A 22141-nucleotide genomic window follows, 5' to 3' on the forward strand; every position below is an offset into this window, starting at 1 on the left:
AGCGCTCGCACACCCGTACGCCACCCCACGCCTCCCTGCGCCGGATCCAACAAACCCGGAGCTGGCCCAATTGCAGCAGGCCGGCAGGAGGCTTGCAAGCTTTTGTTAACCAAGCAGGCGCAGCCTCGTCCTTGGAACTGGCTAAGCTTTCATCGTGTGCCGACGAGGGGAGAAGGGCAGATGACGTCGACGGATTTCATGAGGCAATTGGCCGGCTACGGCCTGACCACGGCGACGATCCTGTATCGCATGCCGGATCACCAGAGCGTCCTGCAAACCTATATCTGGCAGAACTATGATCTCGCACCGCGCTTCCCGGCGCTGCACGACTTCCTCGCGTTCTGGAAGCGGGAACTCGAAGGGCCGCTGCATTCGGTGACGGTTGCGCATTCGCGTCTGATCCGGCCAGCCGAGATCGTCAACGTCAACGGCGTGCTGACGCTGCACTGAGCCCGGCAGCCCGGCATACGTCCGCGTCCGGGTCGTCGCGAGTGCCCGTGTCTCCGTTTTTGTGTGATGCGTTCCGCGCCAACCCTGCTTGTTGCACGGACACGGCGCGTGCTAGGCCGCTGCTCCTGTCACGGCCCGGCCTGAACCCTTGTCATCACCCCTGCGCACCTCCGGACTCCTGATGGCGCTCGCTGCTCTGCCTGGAGAGCGTATCGCAGTCGGGTCGATCGTCGCTGCGCTCAAGGATCGGGCCTATGCGCTGCTCGTGGTGCTGCTCGGCCTGCCGAATTGCCTGCCGATGCCGCCGCCGATTCCGCTGGTCTGCGGCCTCGTACTGGCCTTCGTCGCGACGCAGATGCTGGCGGGGCGGGTGACCCCGTGGCTGCCCACGACGCTGCTGGCACGCAGCATCGGCAAGCCCGAGCTGACACGGGCCGTCGGACGGGCGATGCCGGCGCTGATTTGGCTGGAACGCTTCTCGCGGCCACGGCTGACCATGCTGGGTGGCGCCTACGCGATTCCGGTCCTGGGACTGCTGATCCTGGTCCTGGCGCTCGGGCTCGTGGTGGCGGCGCCGTTCATCGGGCAGATCCCGCTGGGACTCGCCGTCTGCCTCGTCGGCCTCGGGCTGGTCGAGCGTGACGGTGTGCTGATCATCGTGGGCACGGTCTTCGGCGCCTTTGGCCTGGCGCTCAGCGCCGGCTTCGCCTACGCCATCTTCAGCGGCATCCACGAACTCTTCTTCTGAACCCGGTCGCGCTCACGCGGCGTTTCCGCCGTCAGGCCGCCGCGAGAATCTCGGCGAAGGGCTTCTCCAGCGCCAGAAGGCGGTCGATCTCGTCGGCGGGAACGCCCTTGGAGAACAGGAAGCCCTGCAGCTCATGGCAACCGATCGCCTGCAGGAAGCGATGCTGCTCGGCCGTCTCGACACCCTCCGCGCAGACCCGAAGGCCGAGCGCCCGACCGAGATGGGCGATGGAGTGGACCAGGATCGCGGATTCTCCCGTCGTCTCCATGTACTCGAGGAAGGAGCGGTCGATCTTGATCTTGTCGAAGGCGAAGCGGCGCAGATAGATCAGGCTCGAATAGCCCGTACCAAAATCGTCCAGCGCCAGCCCGACGCCGTGAGCGCGCAGATCCATCATCGCGATTTCGGCGGCATCGGCGTCATCGACGACCACACCCTCGGTCAGTTCGAGTTCGAGCTGCGTCGGGTTGAAGCCGGTTTCGTCGATGATCCGGATGACGTTGGCGACGAAATCCTTGTGGCGGAACTGGATCGGGGAGACGTTCACGGCGAGCCGGATGCCTTCCCAGCGCTTGGCCTCGATGCACGCACGGCGCAGCACCCACTCGCTCAGGGGCACGATCAGTCCGCGCTCCTCGGCGATGCCGATGAACTCGGCAGGCGGGACCATGCCGTGGATCGGATGGTTCCAGCGCACCAGCGCCTCGACGCCGACGATCGTCGACCCGTCGACCGAGACCTGGGGCTGGTAGTGCAGCACGAGCTCGTCATCGGCGATGGCGCGGCGGAGATCCTCCTCGACCATGCGCTTGAGGGCCAGCGAGCGGTTCATCTGCGCTTCGAAGAAGGAGAAGCGGTTGCGGCCGCTGTTCTTCGATTGATAGAGCGCGGTATCGGCCAGCCTCAGCAGCGCCTCGCGGTCCGTCGCGTCCTGCGGTGCCAGAGCGATGCCGATCGAGCAGCCGATGGTCGTGGCGACACCCATGATGACGAAGGGCTCGGTCAGGCTCGCCAGGATGCGCTCGCCGAGCGCGGCGCAGCCGGCGGGGAAACGCCCATGGGTCTGGATGATGCCGAATTCGTCGCCGCCGATGCGGGCGACAGTGTCGCCGCCGCGGACGAGCTTCGATAGCCTTTGTGCAACCTGGCGGATCAACTCGTCGCCGGCGGTATGCCCATAGGTGTCGTTGACCGCCTTGAAGCGGTCGAGGTCGATCAGCATCACGGCAAGACCGGACCCGTTGCCGGACTTGCCGGCGCGTCCGAGCAGCGCCAGTTCCTGGTCGAGCCTGATGTCGAAGGTCCGCCTGTTGGGCAGGAGAGACAGTTCATCCTGTCCAGCGAGGCGCTGAATCTGACTTTCCCGGATGGCGATCTGGTGCGCCGCGCCACGCAGGCGATGGATCACGAAGGCGAAGATGGCGCAAAACAACGAACCGACGCCAGCCAGCGCCCAGATGAACTTGCGCAGCATGGCGTCGCCAGGCCGGTCGGGCGACCAGCTGAACCAGGCCTTGACCGACCCATCCGGAGCAGGGATGGCTCGCCTCGAGAGCGGGTCGCCGGGCATGTCGCGCACGATCCGGATGTCAGCGACGCGGTAGCGCCGGGCCAGGTCGCCAAGCAGCGAGTCGGTAACGCGCCGGTAGCCGACGATCTTGATCGGCCCACTCAGTTGCGAGATGAGCGAGCCGCGCCGCGGGGTCATGTCGATCACCACGACCCCGATGGTCTCGAAACCGTCATGCGTCAACGACCAGGCGGCGGATCCGGGCGCTCCGTGCCGATCGGGCAGTCTGTGCATCGGCGGATCGCCGGCATGCGGCGTTCCAGGCAGGGTCGGGCTGAAGTGCTTCAGCGCGTCGTAGCCGGCCTGACCGGCCGGGCTGCCGCCCTCGATGCCCGCAAAGACCAGGCCCGAGGACGAGACGATGTAGGCTCCGTCGAATTCGAGAAAGCGATTGCCGATCTGCGCCAGCGCCGTCTGCAGCGTCATCAGCGGGTCGGGGCCCGCCAGCGAGATCTGGAGGTCTCCCGTCGCCGCCAAGGTCTGAAAGCGCAATTCACGCAGGCGCACCTGGCTCTCGATAGCCGCCTCGATGCGATCTCGCTGACGCTCGGCCTCGATCCGGTTGGCATCGCCGGTGATCGCCACGATGACCGCCACCGAGGCCGCCATGACCATCAGAAACGCACAGCCCAGGGTCGCGACGGTGCTCTTCAGCATCCGCGCGGATGCGTCCGCGTTGGTCAACTTCGCGACGAAGTGCGACGGCATCAGCTGTCCCGGGGCGGCCACATTGAACCGGACCATCGCAGGGGAATCTTGATATCCCGTTGACGCATCTACGCATCAAGGGCTTTTCTCATCTGAGTCGGGGGCGCCTCGTCAGGGGCTCTTGGGCTCGTAGGGTGGCCTTGGAATCGCGGTGTGGGCCGCCCGTAAAGCGGCCGACCAGCGCTCGCGCAGATCGTGGAAATAGGGCTCGCCGGCTTCGATGCGGCGGTTAAGTTCGGGCGCGTCGGCATCGCGCCGCATCACGATCAGATCGATCGGCAGGCCGACGCCTAGATTGGAGCGCATGGTCGAGTCCATCGAGATCAGGCCGACCTTGAGTGCGTCGTAGAGATGGGTCTTGTGGGTGATCGCCCGATCGAGGATCGGCTTGCCGTATTTGTGCTCGCCGATCTGGAGGAAGGGCGCATCCATGCCGCATTCGATGAAGTTGCCGGCGCCGTAGACCATGAACAGCCGCATCGGCTGGCCCTTGATCTGGCCGCCGAACAGCATCGAGACGTCGAATTTGACGCCGGCGTCCTTCAGCGCGGGACCGTCTTCCGATCTGACATGGCGGATTGCGCGCCCGACCAGTTGCGCGGCGCGGAACATCGAGGTCGCGCCCTGCAAGGTGTCGCTCTCGCCGGTCTCGGGATTGGGCAGGCCTTCATGCAGCAGGCTGACCACGGACTGCGTCACCGAGAGGTTGCCCGCCGTCATCAGCCCGAAGGTCCGGTCGCCCGGCCAGGAGAAGACGTGCAGCTTGCGGAAGGTCGAGATGTCGTCGAGCCCGGCATTGGTGCGGGTGTCGGCGATCATGACGAGCCCGTCCTGCACGAGGATTCCGGCGCAATAGGTCAAGGGGCTGATCCTGGTTTGGCTTGTTCTGGCTGGGTTGTTCACGAACGGCATGTCGTCGCATATCGACCGCCTCGCCGCCAGTCGCCCAGTGCGATCCAGGCCGAACGACCTCGCGTCACTGGTTGGAGAGGCGTCCTCCTGCCTCGCGGGCGCTGACGGTCACGGCCAGCGCCTCGCCATCGCCGCCCTTGCGCGCTCCGCGCACCGGTGCCGCGTCGGCATAGTCGAGCCCGGCCGCGATGCGGACATGGGTGTCTATCGGGCACAGCCCGTTGGCCGCGTCGAAACCGATCCAGCCATAGTCGTCCAGATGCACCTCGGCCCAGGCATGGGCGCCGCTGGCATGGGGCAGGGTGCTTTGCGGCAGGCTGTCGGACTGCGCGACATAGCCCGAGACATAGCGGGCGGGCATGCCGAGATGGCGGGCGCAGGCCATGAAGACATGGGCGATGTCCTGGGGGATGCCCTCGCGCGCCGCGAACGCCGCCGCAGCGCCGAGGCCTGTGCGTTGCCCGGCTTCGACGCAGGTCGTCTGATCGTGGAGCGCATCCATCAGCGCGTGCATCTTGGACAGCGGCGTGTCGGCGGCGCGCGTCGCTTCGCTCGCGAAGCTGCGCAGGGCTTCGTCGGGGGTCGTCAGGAGGGTGTCGCGGCGGAAGACCTCGATGGGCACGCGCTCGATCATTCCGCGCACGACCCCGGCGAGATCGGTGGTTTCGATCAGCCCGTCGATCCGGATCGCCATTTCCGCGATCGGCCCGTCGGCGGAAAAGGTATGGACGATGTTGCCGAAAGGATCCTGCGTCGCGCGCAGGCGGCCGTCTATAGTGGGCTCGATGCGCCAGGACATGACGTGCTGGCCGTCATGGTCGCGCGGCGTCAGCCGCAGGATCTGCGTGATATGCCGGGCGGGCTCGGCATAGGCGTAGGCGATCGAGTGGGAGATCCTGATCCGCATGGCAATCGCAGTTGAGGACGGGAGGCAGCTTTTCGACGTTTCTTAACCGCCGCTGCTGCCGGAGGCGAGGCCGCGGCGGCCCTTCATTGCAGATACTGCTCGATGATGGTGCCGCCGAGGCGGTTGTTCTCGGTGATGAAGTCCGAAATGAACTCGTGCAGCCCGTGCTGGAAGATGTCTTCGATCGCGGTGCTCGAAAGATTCGCCAGCGTTTTCCGAGCCTGCCGCTGGGCGGGGCCCTGCCGGCCATAGGAATCGCCGAGCAGATCGAGGAAGCGCGAGATGTTCTCGTAGCAGGCGGCAAGCGAGCGCGGCATCCTTCGGTTCAGGATCAGGAGATCGGCGATCAGCAGCGGCTTCACCGCCTCGCGATAGACCCAGTGATAGGCGGTGAGCGCCGAGACCTCGCGCAGCACCGTGGTCCACTGGAAATAGTCCAAGGAGCCACCGACCTGCTCGTTGGCCGGCAGCAGCACATGGTATTTCACGTCGAGGATGCGGGCGGTGTTGTCGGCGCGCTCGACATAGACGCCGAGCCGGGAGAACCAATAGCCGTCGTCGCGCAGCATGGTGCGGTAGGCCGAGCCGTCGAAGACCAGCGAGACGTTCTTCACCCAGTCGAGGAAGCGGGCGAATTCCTCGCGGTCCATCCGCTTCTTCTCGAAGCGCTGCAGTTCGAGCCAGGCGCCGTTGAGTGCGTCCCACATCTCCGATGTCAGCGCGGTGCGGACGCCGCGCGCATTCGACCGGGCCAGCGCCAGGCAGTTGCGGATCGAGGAGGGGTTGTCGGGGTTGAAGGTGAGGAAGTCGCAGACATTGCGCTCATTGGCCTCGCCATAGGCCTTGGCGAAGGTCTCGTCGCAGCCGGCGGTGGCGACCGCGCTCTGCCATTCCGTGCCGGCGCCGCCATAGGAGGAGGGCAGATTGCTCAGCCGCATCGTGGCGTCGAGAATCCGGGCGAGATACTCCGCCCGTTCGACATAGCGGGAGACCCAGTAGAGGGCGTCGGCAGTGCGCGAGAGCATCGTCAGATCGGGCCTTTTGGCGACGAGGCGGGACGGATCGGGTGAACGTTGCAACAGGGAGCCTCCGCCGAGATCAGGCATCGAGCACCCAGGTGTCCTTGGTGCCGCCGCCCTGGCTGGAATTGACGACGAGGGAGCCTTCCTTGAGGGCCACACGGGTCAGGCCGCCGGGCACGCAGGAGATGCCGTTGGCGCCCGAGAGCACATAGGGCCTCAGATCGACATGGCGCGGGGCCACGCCCGAGGCGACGAAGGTCGGGCAGGTCGAGAGCGCCAGCGTCGGCTGGGCGATGAAGCCCTCAGGCGCTGCCTTGAGCTTGCGCCGGAAGGTCTCTATCTGCGCCTTGTTGGCGTGGGGGCCAACCAGCATGCCGTAGCCGCCGGAGCCGTTGACCTCCTTGACGACGAGCTTCTCCAGATTGTCGAGCACATAGGCGTTGGCCTCCGGCTCGCGGCAGCGATAGGTCGGAACGTTCTTCAGGATCGGCTCCTCGCCGGTGAAGAACTTCACGATCTCGGGCATGTAGCTGTAGACCGCCTTGTCGTCGGCGACGCCGGTGCCGACCGCATTGGCGAGCGTGACGTTGCCGGCCTTGTAGGCGCCGATCAGCCCGGGGACGCCCAGCACCGAATCGCTGCGGAAGACGAGCGGGTCTATGAAGTCGTCATCGATACGCCGGTAGATGACGTCGACGCGCTTGGGCCCTTGCGTCGTGCGCATGTAGACGACGTCGTCCTTGACCAGCAGGTCGGACCCTTCGACCAGCTCGACGCCGAGCTTGTCGGCCAGGAAGGAGTGTTCGTAGAAGGCCGAATTGAACTGGCCGGGCGTCAGCAGGCAGATATTGGGGTCTGACGGCGCGCTGCGCGGCGCGACCGAGCGCAAGGTCGCCAGAAGCTGGTCGGGATAGTTGTCGACCGGTGCGACGCGGTGCGTGGCGAACAGTTCCGGGAAAAGCCGCAGCATCACCTCCCGGTTCTCCATCATGTAGGAGACGCCGGACGGCGTGCGGGCATTGTCCTCCAGCACATAGAAGGTGTCGGCATCGACGCGCACGATGTCGATGCCGGCGATATGGCAGTAGATGCCGTGCGGCACCTGGAAATCGACCATTTCGAGCTGGTAGCAGGCGTTGCGATAGACCAGATCGGCCGGGATGATGCCGGCCTTGATGCATTCCTTGGGCCCGTAGACGTCGGCCAGGAACATGTTGATCGCGGTGACGCGCTGGCGAAGCCCCGCTTCGAGCTTGGTCCACTCCGGCTTGGTCAGGACGCGGGGGATGATGTCGAAGGGGATCAGCCGCTCGGTCGATTCCTCGTCGCCATAGACGGCGAAGGTGATGCCGATGCGGCGGAAGAACAGCTCCGCCTGGCTGCGCCTGAGAGCCAGCATCTCGGGAGGCGCGTCCTTCAGCCAGCGGTCAAGCGCCTCATAGGCTGGCCTCAGTTCGGCTCCCGAGCCGGTCATCTCATCGAACGCGACCATGCAGACTTCTTTCCCCATTTTCAGCAGCCTATGCGCATTCGCAGGCGTTCGGAAAGAGGGTCGATGGTCAGGGGCGCGCCGTGATCTGCCTAATCCGCAGGCAGAGCCGCCCGCTCCGGCTCGGCTAATGGTCGTATGGTCGGCAGGGGCGCTGTGGCTCAGGCCACAGCGGCGATGTTGCCAGCGGGCCTGCCGGACTCCGACAGATCGCTCATCGCCGCCATGACGCCGCCGCTGCGATGCGGGACGCCTGCGGCGGCGAGGCCCATTTCGACGCCCGAGAGGGCGCCGAGCAGCATCAGTTCATTGCACTCGCCGAGATGCCCGATGCGGAAGACCTTGCCGGCGACCTTCCCCAGTCCCGAGCCGAGCGAGATGTTGTATTTTTCCAGCGCGACCTTGCGGTATCTGTCCGCGTCGTGGCTCGGCGGCATCATCACCGCGGTCAGCACCGGCGACTGCTCGGCCGGGTTTTCGCAGAGCACCTCCAGCCCCCAGGCTTTGACGGCGGCACGGGTCGCGGAGGCCAGGCGCTGGTGGCGGGCGAAGACGGCTGGCAAGCCCTCCTCATGCAGCATCGCGATGGCTTCCTTCAGGCCGTACAGCAGGTTCGTCGCCGGCGTGTAGGGGAAGAAGCCGCCGGCATTGATCTTCACCATCTCCTGCCAGTCCCAATAGGAGCGCGGCAGGGTGTTGGCCCGCGAGGCGGCCATGGCCTTTTCGGAGACCGCGTTGAAGCTCAGGCCCGGCGGCAGCATCAGCCCCTTCTGGGAGCCCGAGACGGTGACGTCGACCTGCCATTCGTCGTGCCGGTAATCGACCGAGGCGAGCGAGGAGATGGTGTCGACCATGAACAGGGCGGGGTGGCCGGCTGCATCGATCGCCTTGCGGATCTCGGCGATGCGGCTGGTCGAGCCGGTCGAGGTCTCGTTATGGACGACCATCACCGCCTTGATGGTGTGCGCCTTGTCCTCGACGAGCCTGGCCTCGATTGCCGCCGGGTCGGCGCCACGACGCCAGTCACCGGGGATGAAGTCGACGGTGATGCCGAAACGCGCCGCGATCTGGCGCCAGAGCGTGGCGAAATGGCCGGTTTCCGCCATCAGCACCGTGTCGCCGGGAGACAGCGTGTTGACGATGGCCGCCTCCCAGGCGCCGGTGCCGGAGGCGGGGTAGATCACGACCGGCTGGCTGGTCTTGAAGATCGTCTTGCAGCCTTCTAGCACCTGCTTGCCCAGCGTCGCGAATTCGGCGCTGCGGTGATCGATGATCGGCATCGCGATGGCGCGCAGGATGCGGTCTGGAATCGGGCTCGGGCCGGGGATGTGCAGAAAATGGCGGCCCTGCTGCGTTGCCATGGCGTCGTCTCCCTGGGCGCGACGCATTGTGTCCGTGCCGGTCGCGTGATGTCGATCTTTTTGCATTCATTTTTTGGGAATGCAACTGTATAGGGGAATGCAGAAATGACGCGGGCGACCTCGACAGAGCGAGCCCTTTACGTAGCGAATGACGATGACAAGCATGAGCCCGGACCTGCAGGACATCGACGTGCCGGCCCTTACGCCCGCCATGGCGCTGGCTGGTGACACGGTGCGCCCGAGCGGTTCCCTGCATGACGAATTGCTGGTCGGGCTGCGCGACTACATCGTCGAGGGCCACCTTGCCGATGGCGCGCGCATCCCCGAGCGGCAGCTCTGCGAGCGCTTCGGCATCTCGCGCACGCCCTTGCGCGAGGCGCTCAAGGTGCTCGCCGCCGAGGGGTTGATCGAGCTGTTGCCCAATCGCGGTGCTCGGGTTCGGCAACTCGATGCCGAGGAGCTGCGCGAGCTGTTCGATGTGATGGGCGGTCTCGAAGCCCTGGCGGGGCGCCTCGCCTGCGAGCACATTTCAGACGCCGAAGTGGCCGAGATCGAGCGTGTCCACCATGATATGTACCGGTTTTACCTGCGGCGCGAGATGCATGGCTATTTCCAATGCAACCAGGCGATCCACCGCATGATCGTCGAGGCGGCGGGTAATGCCGCGCTCAGCGCGACCTATGCCAGCTTCGCCGGGCGCATCCGCCGCGTCCGCTACTCCGCCAACCTCGCCAAGGAGCGCGACCGCTGGGGCGAGGCGATGCGGGAGCATGAGCTCATCCTGGACGCGCTGCGCCGTCGCGCCGGGAGCGAGCTCAGCGATATCCTGTTCCTGCATCTGCGCAACAAGCGCAGGGCAGCGCAGGCCGAGACGCTGGCCTGACCACGTTGCGCTGACGAGCGGCGGTCCCGAGCGGGCGCAACTGTTCAGGCACGCGCCATTCGCCATGTTTTGTCGACATGGCGATTGCAGCAGAGATCGCCATGCCGTGCATTCGCAGTCAAATGCCTGCATTGTAATTTTCAGATTGAATGCAAAATTTATTGGTTCTAGGCTCCTAGCCACGACGCCATCAGAGCGCGACCAAGGGAGGTTAGACACCATGAAGCAGCATTGGCTTGCCGCGTCCGCCTGTCTTCTCACAGGTGCGACGCCCGTTTTCGCCTGGGAGCCGACCAAGGCGATCGAGATCGTGGTGCCTTTCGCCGCTGGCGGCGCCTCGGACCAGATGGCCCGAACCATCCAGGGCATCATCCAGAAGAACAATTTCAGCAGCCAGCCGGTCATCGTCGTCAACAAGCCGGCCGCCGGTGGCGCCGAAGGCATGCTCGACATCCAGAAATCGGCCGGCGATCCGCACAAGCTGATCACCACCTCGAGCGGCGTCTTCATGACGCCGATGGCGACCAAGCTGCCGCTCAACTGGACCGAATACACGCCCGTCGCAATGATGGCGCAGGACTCGTTCGTGCTCTGGGTCAACGCCAAGGCGCCTTACCAGACCGCCGGCGACTTCATGGCGGCCGCCAAGGCGGCGTCGCTGCCGCTGAAGCTGGGCGGCACCTCGTCCAAGCGCGAAGACAATCTGATCGTCTTCGCGATGGAAAAGGCCGGCGGCGTCAAATTCGCCTACATCCCCCATGCCAGCGGCGGCCAGGCCTCGACCCAGCTTTCGGGCGGCCACATCGAGGCCAGCACCAACAATCCGGCCGAGGACGTCGCCAACTGGCGCGGCGGCGCGACCAGGCCGCTCTGCGTCTTCTCCGACCAGAAGATGGCCTATACGACGCCCGTTGCGGACGGCAAATCCTGGGCCGACATCCCGACCTGTCCGTCGCAGGGGCTCAACGTCACCTACCAGATGCTGCGCGGCATGTTCATGCCCGGCAAGGTCACAAAGGAGCAGCAGGCCTATTACGTCGAGCTGTTCAAGAAGGTCGCCGGCACCGCCGAATGGAAGGACTACCTCGCACGCGGCGCGCTGGTGCCCGACTATCGCGACGGAGACGCCTTCGTGCAGTTCCTCAAGGCCGACGAGGAGAAGCACGCCAAGCTGATGAGCGACGCTGGTTTCATGGCGAAGTGAGACGACGAGGCGTGCCTGCGCGCGCCAGCAAGTCGTCAGGGCCGGTCATCCCGGCCGGAGCTTGGCGAAGAGCCGGGACCCATTCCGGAACGGCTCAGGCATGGATCCCGGATCGGCGCCGCGGCGCGGCTTGTCCGGGATGACGTCGCGGGAGCGAACGAATGACATCACCAGCCGAAACTGAAGCCCCACGCGGCCTGGCCCGCCGCCCTGTCGAACGGATCGTGGCGCTGGTGCTGATCGCGCTCGCGGCCATCGTGCTCTACGATTCCTATGGCCGCGGCGCCGGCTGGGACAACGGGCCGGAGAACGGCTTCTTCCCGGCCCGCGTCGGCTGGATTTTTCTCGCCGCCTCGCTCTTCATCCTCGTGCAGTCGCTCCGCTCTCCGCAGGACGGGGTCTTCGTCACCTATGAGCAGCTCGGGCAGGTGACTCGCGTGCTCGGTCCGCTGATCCTGTTCGTGGCGCTGATCCAGCCGCTCGGACTTTACGTTGCATCGAGCGTCTTCATCCTCGTCTTCATGAGTATCGTCGCGACCTCGCGCTGGTGGTCGATCGTGCTGACGGCGATCCTGGTGCCGCTGGCGTGCTTCTGGGTGTTCGAGCTGCAGTTCCGCGTGCCGCTGCCCAAGGGCCCCCTCGAAACCGCTCTCGGCTATTGAGGTCTGACGATGGATGATTTCGCCTCGCTGATGGCGGGTTTCCAGGTCGCCCTGTCCTGGCACAATATCGGGTTCATGGCGGTCGGGGTGGTGCTCGGCATCGTTGTCGGCGTTCTGCCTGGCCTCGGCGGCCCCAATGGCGTCGCCATCCTGCTGCCGCTGACCTTCGGCATGGACCCGACCTCGGCGATCATCCTGCTCTCCTCGATCTATTGGGGAGCCCTGTTCGGCGGCGCGATCACTTCGATCCTGTTCAATATTCCCGGCGAAGCCTGGTCGGTGGCGACGACCTTCGACGGTTACCCGATGGCGGTGCAGGGCAAGGCGGCGGAGGCCCTGACGGCCGCCTTCACGGCGTCCTTCATCGGCGCGCTCTCGGGCGTGATCCTGATCACCTTCGTCGCCCCGCTGGTTGCGTCCTTTGCGCTGCGGTTCGGCCCGGCCGAATTCTTTGCCGTGTTCCTGCTGACCTTCTGCTCCTTCGTCGGCATGGGCCGCGAGAACCGTGCGAAGATCCTGGCATCGCTGTGCATCGGCTTCCTGCTCGCGGCGGTGGGCCTCGATTCGATCTCGGGAGATCTGCGCATGACCTTCGGCTCGATCGAGCTGATGCGCGGTTTCGATTTCCTCGTCGTGGTCATCGGCCTGTTCGGAGTCAGCGAAATCCTGCTCACGGTCGAGGAGGGGCTGGTCTTCAAGGGCAAGCAGGCCAAGATCGATCTCAAGGTGGTCTTTCGCACCTGGGCCAGCCTGCCGCGCTACTGGGCGACGCTGCTGCGCTCGGCGGCCGTGGGCATGTGGATGGGCGTGACGCCGGGCGGCGCCATCGCCGCCTCCTTCATGGGCTACGGCCTCGCCAAGCGCTTTTCGCGAAATCCCGGAAGCTTCGGCAAGGGCAATATCGAGGGCGTGCTGGCGCCCGAAACCGCCGCGCACGCGGCCGGCACCGCCGCGCTCCTGCCGATGCTGGCGCTCGGCATTCCCGGCTCGGCCACCGCTGCGGTCCTGCTCGGGGGGCTGCTGGTCTGGGGCCTGCAGCCCGGGCCGCTGCTCTTCGTCGAGCAGAAGGATTTCGTCTGGGGTCTCATCGCCTCGATGTATCTCGGCAACCTCGCCGGGCTCATCATCGTGCTCGCCACGGTTCCCCTGTTTGCGGCGATCATGCGGGTGCCGTTCTCCTATGTCGCGCCGGTGATCCTGATCGTCTGCGCGATCGGAGCCTATACGATCTCGAATTCGACCTTCGACATCTGGCTGATGCTGGGCTTCGGCATCATCGGCTATGTCTTCAAGAAGCTCGACTATCCGCTTGCCCCGCTGGTTCTGGCGCTGGTGCTTGGCGACCGGGCGGAGGAGGCGTTCCGCCAGGCGCTGCTCGGTTCGGGCGGCAGCCTCAACGTCTTTGCCGCCAACGGCCTCGTCGGTACGCTGGTCGTGCTCGCCATGCTGCTGTTGCTGTGGGGGCCGGTGATGGACCTGATCGGCGCTGCGCGGGGCAAGGGGCGGCAGCCTGAGAAGCCGGCCGAGGTCGGCTGAAGCGATGAATCAGGCTTCGCTTCCAAGGCCCCATGCCCGCAATCTCGGGCTGGAACGGCGCCTCGAACGGACGCTGGAAGGTGAGGTGCGCTTCGATGCCTTCACGCGCGGACGCTATGCCACCGATGCCTCGATCTACCAGATCGTTCCGCAGGGCGTCGTCTTCCCAAAACATGAGGCCGATATCGCGGCCAGCCTCCAGATCGCCGCCGAGCATGGCTTAGCCGTGATCGCGCGCGGCGGCGGCACCTCGCAGAACGGGCAGCCGATCGGCGATGCGCTGATCCTCGATATGAGCCGGCATTTTAATGCGATCCGCGACTACGACCCGGCGGCACGGACGATCTCGGTCGCGCCCGGCCTCGTGCTGGAACAGCTCAACGCGCATCTGAAAAAGGACGGTCTGTTCTTCCCCGTGGAGCCCTCGACGGCGAGCCGCTGCACCATCGGCGGCATGGCCGGCAACAACTCCTCGGGCGCGCGTTCGCTGCGCTACGGCAAGATGGTCGACAATGTCGTGGCGATGCGGGCGCTGTTTCATGACGGCGAGGCCTTCGCGCTCGGCGAGGCGGGCGTCGGCGACAACAGCTCGGTGCGGGCCCGCGATCTGATGACGCGCATGCTCGCGCTGGCAAATGGCCACCGCGACGCGATCGAGGCAATCTTCCCGAAGGTCCAGCGGCGCGTCGGCGGCTACAATCTCGATGAGCTGCTGCCGGCGAGGCCCAACCTCTCGCATCTGCTGGTCGGTTCGGAGGGCACGCTTGCGATCACCACCGAGGCGACGCTCAAGCTCTCGCCCCTGCCGACGCATCGCGTCATGGGCGTCTGCCATTTCCCGAGCTTCCGCGCGGCCATGGAGACGACCCGGCATATCGTGGCGCTCGGCCCGGTGGCGGTCGAGCTTGTCGACAACAATGTGCTGGTGCTCGGCGCCGATATTCCGCTCTTTGTGCGGACGCTCGCCGACATCACCAGGGGGCAGCCCAACTGCCTGCTGCTGGTCGAGTTCGCCGGCGATGATCTGGCTGAGCTCAAGCGCGAGCTGCGACGGCTGGACCAGTGCATGGCCGATCACGGCTTTGCAGATGCCGTGGTCGAGGTCGTCGAGCCCGCCCGCCAAAAGCCGGTCTGGGAGGTGCGCGAGGCCTGCCTCAACATCATGATGTCGATGAAGGGTGACGGGAAACCGGTCTCCTTCATCGAGGATTGCGCCGTCCCGCTCGACCATCTCGCCGATTATACCGACGCGATCACCGCGCTGTTTGCCCGCCATGGCACACGCGGCACCTGGTATGCGCATGCTTCCGTCGGCTGCCTGCATGTCCGGCCGATCCTCAACATGAAGGACGAGGCCGGGGTCAAGGCGATGCGCGGCATTGCCGAGGAGGCCTGCGAACTGGTGCGCCGGTTCAAGGGCTCCTATTCCGGCGAGCATGGCGACGGCATCTCGCGCTCGGAATTTGTCGAGCCGATGTTCGGCGGGCCGCTGACGCGCGCGTTTGAAGCGGTGAAGGATGGCTTCGATCCCGACAACCGGCTGAATCCGGGCAAGATCGTCCGGCCGCTGCGCATGGACGACCGCTCCCTGATGCGGTTCCCGCCCGGCTACGCCACACCGATCCCGGCCCGGACCGCGCTCGACTGGTCCGATTGGGGCGGGCTCGGCGGTGCCGTCGAGATGTGCAACAACAACGGCACCTGCCGGAAGCTGTCGGGCGGGACGATGTGCCCATCCTACCGCGCCACCAAGGACGAGACCCATGTGACGCGCGGGCGGGCCAACACGCTGCGGCTCGCGATTTCCGGGCAGCTCGGACCGGATGCCTTCACCTCGCCGGAGATGAAGCAGACGCTCGATCTCTGCGTCTCTTGCAAGGGCTGCAAGCGCGACTGCCCGACCGGCGTCGACATGGCGCGCATGAAGATCGAGTTCCTGAGCCATTACCATGGCAAGCACGGCCTGCCGCTGAAGGAGCGTCTGATCGCCTGGCTGCCGCGCTATGCGCCCTGGGCGGCCAGGCTCGCGCCGTTGATGAATCTGCGCGACCGCGTCCCGCTGCTGGCGCGGCTGAGCGAAAGCTGGCTCGGCTTCAGCGCCCGCCGGAGCCTGCCGCTCTGGCGCAAGCCCTGGTCGCAGACCGGCAAACCCGCTGCAGCGGTGGATGTGCTGGGCGACGGGCGCGACATCGTGCTCTTTGGCGACACCTTCAACCGCTATTTCGAACGCGAGAATCTCGAAGCCACTGAGCGGGTGCTCGCGGCGGGCGGATACCGCGTCCACAAGGTCGAGCCCAAGGATGGTGGGCGACCATTGTGCTGCGGTCGCACCTTCCTCTCGGCCGGGTTCGTCGATGAGGCCCGGGTGGAAGCCAGGCGGACGCTCGATGCGCTGGCTCCCTTCGTCGCGAGGGGCGCGCGCATCGTCGGGCTCGAACCCTCCTGCCTGCTCACCTTCCGCGACGAGTTCGGCGCCATCCTGCCGAAGGACGAGGTCGAGCCGATGGCGAAGGCGGCCTTCCTGCTGGAGGAGTTGCTGGCCGCCGATCTCAAGGCAGGCACGACCAACCTGCCGATGCGGGATCAGGGTGGCCGTGTCGCGCATCTGCATGGCCATTGCCACCAGAAGGCTTTTGCCGCGATGGGGTCCGTCGAGGCGACCTTGCGCGCCATTCCCGGCCTCGATGTCCGCCCGATCGAATCGAGCTGCTGCGGCATGTCGGGTGCCTTCGGCTATGGCGCGGCGACGATCGACGTGTCTTTCGCGATGGCGGAGCTTTCGCTGCTGCCGGCCGTGCGTCAGGCGGGCGCAGGCGATCTCATCGTGGCCGACGGGACCAGCTGTCGCCACCAGATCCACGACGGCGCGGCGCGCGAGGCGCTGCACGTCGCGCGCGTGCTCGACATGGCGCTTGAGGCCCCCCCGGGTCCGGCGAGCGCTGCGCCATATGGCCTGTCGCGATCGAACTGAGGTGGCTGCATGGCGATGGCAATACGCCGCCGGTTCAGATCAGCCCGAGCCCCCTGAAACTCGCATGGCCGTCGCGGCCGACGATGACGTGGTCATGGATCGCGATGCCCAGAGGCTTCGCGATATCGACGAGGTCGCGGGTCATCTTCACGTCGGCGCCCGATGGCGTCGGGTCACCGGAGGGGTGGTTGTGGACCAGGATCACGGCCGAAGCCGAGAGTTCCAGCGCGCGCCGCATCACCTCGCGGGGATAGACGGGCGTGTGATCGACAGTGCCGGTCTGCTGGACCTCGTCGGCGATGACGGCGTTCTTCTTGTCGAGGAAGAGGATGCGGAACTGCTCACGCTCGGCGAAGGCCATCGCGGTCCGGCAATAGTCGAGCACGGCCGACCAGGAGGAGAGCACGGTGCGCTTGGCCACCGCGCCCTTGGCCATGCGACGCAGCGCCGCCTCGACGATCTTGAGGTCGAGCGCAACACCCTCGCCGACGCCCTTGACCTCGGTCAGCCGCGAGGCCGGCGCGCCCAGCACCTCGGCGAAGGAGCCGAAGCGCGCGATCAGCGCTTTGGCGAGCGGCTTGACGTCGCGCTGCGGGATCGAGCGGAACAGCAGCAGTTCCAGCAGTTCATAGTCCGGCAGTGCGTCTGCGCCGGCCTCCTGGAAGCGGCTGCGCAGGCGGTCGCGATGACCATGGTAATGCGGCGCGTCGGCTGGAACGGCGGATGCTGCGGGTAGGGCGGGCGGCGCGGAGCGGCCCGAACCTTGGCCCGCGCCTGTCGTCATTGATGGGCGAGGGGGTTGTCGTGTCCAGTCGGCGACAGCGTGAAGATCTCGCAGCCGGTGTCGGTGACGCCGATCGTGTGCTCGAACTGGGCCGAGAGCGAGCGGTCGCGCGTCACGGCCGTCCAGCCGTCGGAGAGCACCTTCACGCCGGGCTTGCCGAGATTGATCATCGGCTCGATCGTGAAGATCATGCCGGGCTTCAGCTGCGGGCCTTCGCCGGGCGAGCCGTAATGCAGGATGTTCGGCGAATCGTGGAAGAGTTGGCCGACGCCATGGCCGCAGAAATCGCGCACCACCGAGCAGCGCTCGCCCTCGGCATAGCGCTGGATGGCAAAGCCGATATCGCCCGTCGTGCCGCCCGGGCGTACGGCCTTGATGCCGCGCAGCAGGCTTTCATAGGTGATCTCGATCAGCCGCTCGGCTTTGCGCGCGATGTCGCCGACGCCGTACATCCGGCTCGAATCGCCATGCCAGCCATTCACGATCAGCGTGTAGTCGATGTTCATGACGTCGCCCTCGCGCAGGGGCTTGTCATCGGGGATGCCATGGCAGACGACATGGTTGATCGAGGTGCAGATCGACTTGGTGTAGCCACGATAGAAGAGCGTCGCTGGATAGGCGCCGTTGTCCATGGCGAACTGGAAGGCGAGATCGTCGAGGCGCTGCGTGGTGACGCCCGGCTTCACATAGCCGCCGAGCATGTCGAGCCCCTCCGCCGTCAGGCGGCCGGCCTTGTGCATGGCCGCGAAGGCCTCGGGACCATGGAGCTTGATGGCGGGCTCGCGCATGCGCGAGCGGCCGATCGTTTCATCGAATGTCATCGGGTTTTGTCGAGTACCAGTTTCGCCGCGCAACGCGTTACCGACCATATCTATTGGGTTTGGCGGGAGGTGCAAGGCGTGCTGCAAGCGCAGACCGGTCGGGGACTGCTAAACCTCGCCCGATCCGATCTGTTCCTCCGGCTGGCGCGCGGAGGCGACCGGGTGTATCAGGCTGCCGCAATGGCCATCATCGAACAGTCTCAGGGCGAGGACCAGCCTTACGGCGCCTTCGCGCCGCGGCGCGGTCTCTCGCGCATCATCGCCTGGACGCGCTGCGCGTCCGACAGCTTTCTGGGGCGCAAGCTCGCCTATGCGCTGCGCCGGCTCGGCCTGCGCTCGCTGGCCGGTCGCCCCGTCGACATCGAGGCGCTGGGCGCGAAGATGCGCCTCTATCCGGACGGCAATGTTTGCGAGAAGCGCGTCCTCTTCACGCCGCAATATTTCGATCCGCTGGAGCGCGGCCTGCTCGCAGAGCGCCTGCGCGACGGTTTCCGCTTTGTCGATATCGGTGCCAATATCGGCGCCTATTCGCTGTTCGTGGCCGCCAAGGCGGGGCCGAGCGCGCGCATCCTGGCTGTCGAGCCGCAGCCGGAGGTGTTCGCACGGCTGGCCTTCAACATCGCCCAGAACCCGTTCGGCACGGTCAAGGCCGTCGCCTGCGCGCTGGCCGACAAGCCGGGCGAGCTGACCCTCTTCATCGATCCGACCAATCGTGGCGAATCGAGCGTGCGAATCCTGCGGTCCAGCGCCGGCAGCACGATCCGGGTGCCGGCGATGACGCTGCTCTCGCTCGTCCAGAACGAGGGCTATGACCGGCTGGACGCGATCAAGCTCGATGTCGAGGGCGCCGAAGATCTGATCCTCGAGCCCTTCCTGCGCGATGCGCCGCAAAGCCTATGGCCGGGCTTCATCATCATCGAGGATTCGCGGCAGCGCTGGCAAAGCGACCTCGCCGCGTTGCTGAAGCAAAGCGGTTACAGCCTGCTGGCCCAGACCCGCCTGAACCTCGTCTACGAGCGCAAGGCGTAGCCACCGACGTCGCCCGCGGCCCGGGGCATGACGGGCGCGCCCTTCAGGGCGCTTGAGCCCGCGCCGGCAAACCCCTAGCTCTAGGATATGTGTGGCGCCCCGGATGAAGGCGCGCCGCCGGAGCCAGGAGACGGCCATGACTGCGAGCGACACCTCATCTTCTCCGGCGCTCGTCACGGCCGCGATCCTCGTCATCGGCGACGAGATCCTGTCCGGGCGGACCAAGGACAAGAATATCGGCTATATCGCTGAATACCTGACCAATATCGGCATCGAGCTGCGGGAAGTGCGCATCGTGCCCGACGTCCAGGAGGAGATCGTCTCCGCCCTGAACGCATTGCGGTCGCGCCAGACTTATGTCTTCACGACGGGCGGCATTGGCCCGACCCATGACGACATCACCGCCGACTCGGTTGCGGCCGCCTTCGGCGTGTCGATCGACCATGATCCCCGCGCCATCGCGATGCTGTCCGAGCGCTTTCCCGCCGACCAGCTCAACGAGGCACGGCTGCGGATGGCGCGTATCCCGGCCGGCGCCAACCTGATCGCCAATTCCGTCTCGAAGGCGCCCGGCTTCAACATCGGCAATGTCTATGTGATGGCGGGCGTGCCCTCGATCATGCAGGCGATGCTCGACGCCCTGGCGCCGACCCTGAAGACCGGCGTAAAGATCCTGTCCGACACCGTCCGCGCCGGCCTGCGCGAGGGCGACATCGGCACGGCGCTGGCCGAGGTCGCCAAGGCGCACCCGGATGTCTCGATCGGCTCCTACCCCTTCTTTTCCGATGAGGGGCCGGACACGAATGTCGTCGTGCGCTCGCGGGATGCGCAGAAACTGGCCGAGGCGATGGCCGCGGTGAAAACGATGCTCGCGGCCGAACAGGCGCGACTGGGCGTCTGAGGCTCGCGGCCGCGCACGGCTTCGGTACACTGATCTGCCACATGCGTCTCCAGTTCTGGGGACGGTTGTGGCCTACCCTCTTGCCAGCGGCGTGCCGATAGGGTTTCGGACGGGGCAGGGCGCAATGTGGCGCCGTGATCACCCCGGAGCCTCGTGCCATGGCCGAACCGACCTCCAACAAGGCCTTCCCGGTTTCCTGGGACCAGTTCCACCGCGATGCCCGGGCGCTCGCCTGGCGGCTGGCCGAGAAAGGGCCGTTCGAGGCGATCGTCTGCATCACGCGCGGCGGGCTCGTCCCGGCCGCGATCATTTGCCGGGAACTCGGCCTGCGCCTCATCGAGACGGTCTGCGTCGCGAGCTATCACGACTACAAGAACCAGACCGAGCTCAAGGTGCTCAAGGATGTCGCGCCCTCGATCAAGGCGATCGGCGACGGACAGGGCAAGGGCGTGCTCGTCGTCGACGACCTGACCGACACCGGCAAGACTGCGCGCGTGGTGCGCGGGATGCTGCCCAACGCCCATTTCGCTACGGTCTATGCCAAGCCTGCCGGCGTGCCGACGGTCGACACCTTCGTGACCGAGGTCAGCCAGGACACCTGGATCTATTTTCCCTGGGATATGGGGCTGGCCTATGTCGAGCCGATCGCCAAGGATCACAAGGGCTGAGGGGCACAAGGGGCCTGTCATCAGCCGGGATGGTCTGGAGGAGGTTACGATGATGGACAGGACGGACCGGCCGAACAGCTTTCCCTGGCCGCCGGTCCTCTATGGGGTGGCCATCCTGTGCGCCATCGCGCTTCAGCAGGTCGTTCCGCTGTCCCATGGCATGGATGTGGCCCGGATCGGGGGAGCGCTTCACGTCGTGGGGTGGATCCTCCTTCTGGTCGGTGCAGGCTTCGATATTTCCGCCATGGTGACGATGGCGCGCGCGCGCGCCAACATCCTGCCGCATCGCGCCGCGACGTCTCTGGTCGAGAGCGGTCCCTTCGCGATCAGCCGCAACCCGATCTATCTCGGCAATACGGTGATGATGGTCGGCGCCGGTCTTGCCTTCGGCAATCTCTGGCTGATCGTGACGGGGCTTTTCGCGGCCCTCGTCGTGCTCAAACTCGCCATCGAGCGCGAGGAACGCCATCTGGAGGCCCTGTTCGGGCCGGCTTGGCTCGCTTATCGCAGCCGTGTCCGCCGCTGGATCGGTCGGCACTGAGAGCGCCTGTCCTCAGCGCGCCCGCAACGCCACGCTCATCCCCGCGATCACCAGCAGCATGCCCGCCACCTCGATCAGCGACGGGTACTCGCCCAGCAGCGCCGCGCCGGCCAGCGCGGTGACGACCGGGTTCAGCGGCAGGAACAGGGTCGCCCGCGCCGCGCCCAGCAGCTCCACCGATTTGGTGTAGAGAAACAGCGCGCCGACGCCGACCAGCGCCCCCTGATAGACGGCCTGCAGCGCGATCGCGCTCCAGACGACCTCACTGATCCGCATCGGCATGGTCAGCGCGAAGACCGGCAGGACGAGCAGCGAGAGCAGGCAGGTTGCGATCGTGACGTCGATGGCATCAGTGCCCCAGCGTCGCGCCAAGAGCCCGAACACCGACCACATCACCGCATTGGCGACGAAGAACAGATCGCCGATCCAGGCCCGCTCGCCAGCGCCCGACGCGCCCAAGGCTGCCCCGCCCAAGGCCTGCGAGCCGAAGGCGGCGATGCCGGCGAGAACGAAGGCAAGCCCGATCATGCGCAGGATGCCCGGACGCTCGCCGAGCACCGCAAAGGCCAGCGCTACGGTCATGACGGGAATCAGGCCCGGCACGATCACCGAGGCATGCAAGGCGGGCGCAAAGGCGGCTCCGCCGACCAGCACCAGCGCATAAGGCGCGCCGGCAAGCGCCGTCAGGATCGCGGCGCGCCGCCAGCCAAGCCTGCCGACGGGGAAGGGCCGCATCCGCCGCAGCGCGAGCGGCAGCAACAGGAGCGAGGCGACGGCGAAACGCAAGATCGTGACGTCGGCTGCGGTCAGGCCATCCGCCACGGACTGGCGCGAGACGACCGCCTGCACGCCCCAGATCAGGCTGGTCAGCAATCCGCAGGCGATGCCGAGCCAGAGCCTCCGCCTTGCAGTGGCCGCCGTCGAGGGCAGGTCGACGGCAGGGGAGGCTCGCTCTGTCACGGCGGGCTTTCAAA

The 22141-nt window shown here is 66.3% G+C and carries 20 protein-coding genes; 11 read left to right on the top strand and 9 right to left on the bottom strand.

Going from position 1 to position 22141, the window contains the following annotated elements; translation table 11 throughout:
• Window positions 1-180 precede the first annotated feature (180 nt).
• Complete coding sequence (locus tag AE618_RS24210; RefSeq protein WP_054211638.1) at window positions 181-450, top strand: usg protein; 270 nt, start codon at window positions 181-183, stop codon at window positions 448-450.
• Between the two features lie 181 nt (window positions 451-631).
• On the top strand, window positions 632-1198 hold the full coding sequence (locus AE618_RS24215; protein ID WP_054211639.1) for an exopolysaccharide biosynthesis protein: 567 nt from the start codon (window positions 632-634) through the stop codon (window positions 1196-1198).
• A 31-nt stretch (window positions 1199-1229) separates the two neighbouring features.
• Here the strand turns inward: AE618_RS24215 and AE618_RS24220 are convergent, their stop codons facing one another.
• From AE618_RS24220 to AE618_RS24245, 6 genes are all read right to left on the bottom strand, one after another.
• On the bottom strand, window positions 1230-3476 hold the full coding sequence (locus AE618_RS24220; protein WP_197280876.1) for a putative bifunctional diguanylate cyclase/phosphodiesterase: 2247 nt from the start codon (window positions 3474-3476) through the stop codon (window positions 1230-1232).
• A gap of 111 nt (window positions 3477-3587) precedes the next feature.
• The gene (locus tag AE618_RS24225) at window positions 3588-4337 is read right to left on the bottom strand and encodes a peptidase (protein ID WP_054211641.1); all 750 of its coding nucleotides are present in this window, start codon (window positions 4335-4337) and stop codon (window positions 3588-3590) included.
• Window positions 4338-4452: 115 nt separating this feature from the next.
• Window positions 4453-5295: a transglutaminase family protein gene (locus tag AE618_RS24230; protein WP_054211642.1), complete on the bottom strand. Its 843-nt coding sequence runs from the start codon at window positions 5293-5295 to the stop codon at window positions 4453-4455.
• A gap of 83 nt (window positions 5296-5378) precedes the next feature.
• Complete coding sequence (locus AE618_RS24235) at window positions 5379-6320, bottom strand: alpha-E domain-containing protein (RefSeq protein ID WP_054211745.1); 942 nt, start codon at window positions 6318-6320, stop codon at window positions 5379-5381.
• 73 nt (window positions 6321-6393) lie between these two features.
• Window positions 6394-7809 carry a circularly permuted type 2 ATP-grasp protein gene (locus tag AE618_RS24240; protein WP_248311007.1) on the bottom strand — a complete coding sequence of 472 codons (1416 nt, stop codon included), beginning with the start codon at window positions 7807-7809 and terminating at the stop codon, window positions 6394-6396.
• 158 nt (window positions 7810-7967) lie between these two features.
• Entirely contained in the window at window positions 7968-9167 is a 1200-nt protein-coding gene (locus AE618_RS24245) for a pyridoxal-phosphate-dependent aminotransferase family protein (RefSeq protein ID WP_054211644.1), read from the bottom strand.
• Window positions 9168-9321: 154 nt separating this feature from the next.
• On the opposite strand from AE618_RS24245, the gene AE618_RS24250 reads away from it, so the two are divergent.
• The 5 genes from AE618_RS24250 to AE618_RS24270 all read left to right on the top strand — a co-directional run bounded on the left by AE618_RS24250 (window position 9322) and on the right by AE618_RS24270 (window position 16423).
• Window positions 9322-10050: a GntR family transcriptional regulator gene (locus tag AE618_RS24250; protein ID WP_082365558.1), complete on the top strand. Its 729-nt coding sequence runs from the start codon at window positions 9322-9324 to the stop codon at window positions 10048-10050.
• Between the two features lie 220 nt (window positions 10051-10270).
• Complete coding sequence (locus AE618_RS24255; RefSeq protein ID WP_054211645.1) at window positions 10271-11254, top strand: Bug family tripartite tricarboxylate transporter substrate binding protein; 984 nt, start codon at window positions 10271-10273, stop codon at window positions 11252-11254.
• A 161-nt stretch (window positions 11255-11415) separates the two neighbouring features.
• Complete coding sequence (locus tag AE618_RS24260) at window positions 11416-11916, top strand: tripartite tricarboxylate transporter TctB family protein (RefSeq protein WP_054211646.1); 501 nt, start codon at window positions 11416-11418, stop codon at window positions 11914-11916.
• 9 nt (window positions 11917-11925) lie between these two features.
• Window positions 11926-13452 carry a tripartite tricarboxylate transporter permease gene (locus AE618_RS24265; RefSeq protein WP_054211647.1) on the top strand — a complete coding sequence of 509 codons (1527 nt, stop codon included), beginning with the start codon at window positions 11926-11928 and terminating at the stop codon, window positions 13450-13452.
• A 4-nt stretch (window positions 13453-13456) separates the two neighbouring features.
• Entirely contained in the window at window positions 13457-16423 is a 2967-nt protein-coding gene (locus tag AE618_RS24270; protein WP_054211648.1) for an FAD-binding and (Fe-S)-binding domain-containing protein, read from the top strand.
• A gap of 34 nt (window positions 16424-16457) precedes the next feature.
• Here the strand turns inward: AE618_RS24270 and radC are convergent, their stop codons facing one another.
• Window positions 16458-17207: a RadC family protein gene (radC, locus tag AE618_RS24275; protein WP_054211649.1), complete on the bottom strand. Its 750-nt coding sequence runs from the start codon at window positions 17205-17207 to the stop codon at window positions 16458-16460.
• Window positions 17204-18028 carry a type I methionyl aminopeptidase gene (gene map, locus AE618_RS24280; RefSeq protein ID WP_054211650.1) on the bottom strand — a complete coding sequence of 275 codons (825 nt, stop codon included), beginning with the start codon at window positions 18026-18028 and terminating at the stop codon, window positions 17204-17206. The genes radC and map overlap by 4 nt, the downstream gene beginning before the upstream one ends.
• Before the next feature lie 180 nt (window positions 18029-18208).
• Here map and AE618_RS24285 point away from each other — a divergent pair, with 180 nt between their 5' ends.
• From AE618_RS24285 to AE618_RS24300, 4 genes are all read left to right on the top strand, one after another.
• Window positions 18209-19057 carry an FkbM family methyltransferase gene (locus AE618_RS24285; protein WP_054211651.1) on the top strand — a complete coding sequence of 283 codons (849 nt, stop codon included), beginning with the start codon at window positions 18209-18211 and terminating at the stop codon, window positions 19055-19057.
• 136 nt (window positions 19058-19193) lie between these two features.
• On the top strand, window positions 19194-19958 hold the full coding sequence (locus tag AE618_RS24290) for a competence/damage-inducible protein A (protein WP_054211747.1): 765 nt from the start codon (window positions 19194-19196) through the stop codon (window positions 19956-19958).
• 158 nt (window positions 19959-20116) lie between these two features.
• Window positions 20117-20626, top strand: a complete 510-nt coding sequence (gpt, locus tag AE618_RS24295) for a xanthine phosphoribosyltransferase (RefSeq protein ID WP_054211652.1) — start codon at window positions 20117-20119, stop codon at window positions 20624-20626.
• Between the two features lie 49 nt (window positions 20627-20675).
• Entirely contained in the window at window positions 20676-21167 is a 492-nt protein-coding gene (locus AE618_RS24300; protein ID WP_082365544.1) for a methyltransferase family protein, read from the top strand.
• A 12-nt stretch (window positions 21168-21179) separates the two neighbouring features.
• On the opposite strand, the gene AE618_RS24305 is transcribed toward AE618_RS24300, so the two are convergent.
• Window positions 21180-22127, bottom strand: coding sequence for a DMT family transporter (locus AE618_RS24305; RefSeq protein ID WP_054211653.1), 948 nt, complete (start codon window positions 22125-22127; stop codon window positions 21180-21182).
• Between the last annotated feature and the right edge of the window lie 14 nt (window positions 22128-22141).

Source organism: Allobosea vaviloviae, from assembly GCF_001298265.1.
Taxonomy (GTDB): domain Bacteria; phylum Pseudomonadota; class Alphaproteobacteria; order Rhizobiales; family Beijerinckiaceae; genus Allobosea; species Allobosea vaviloviae_B.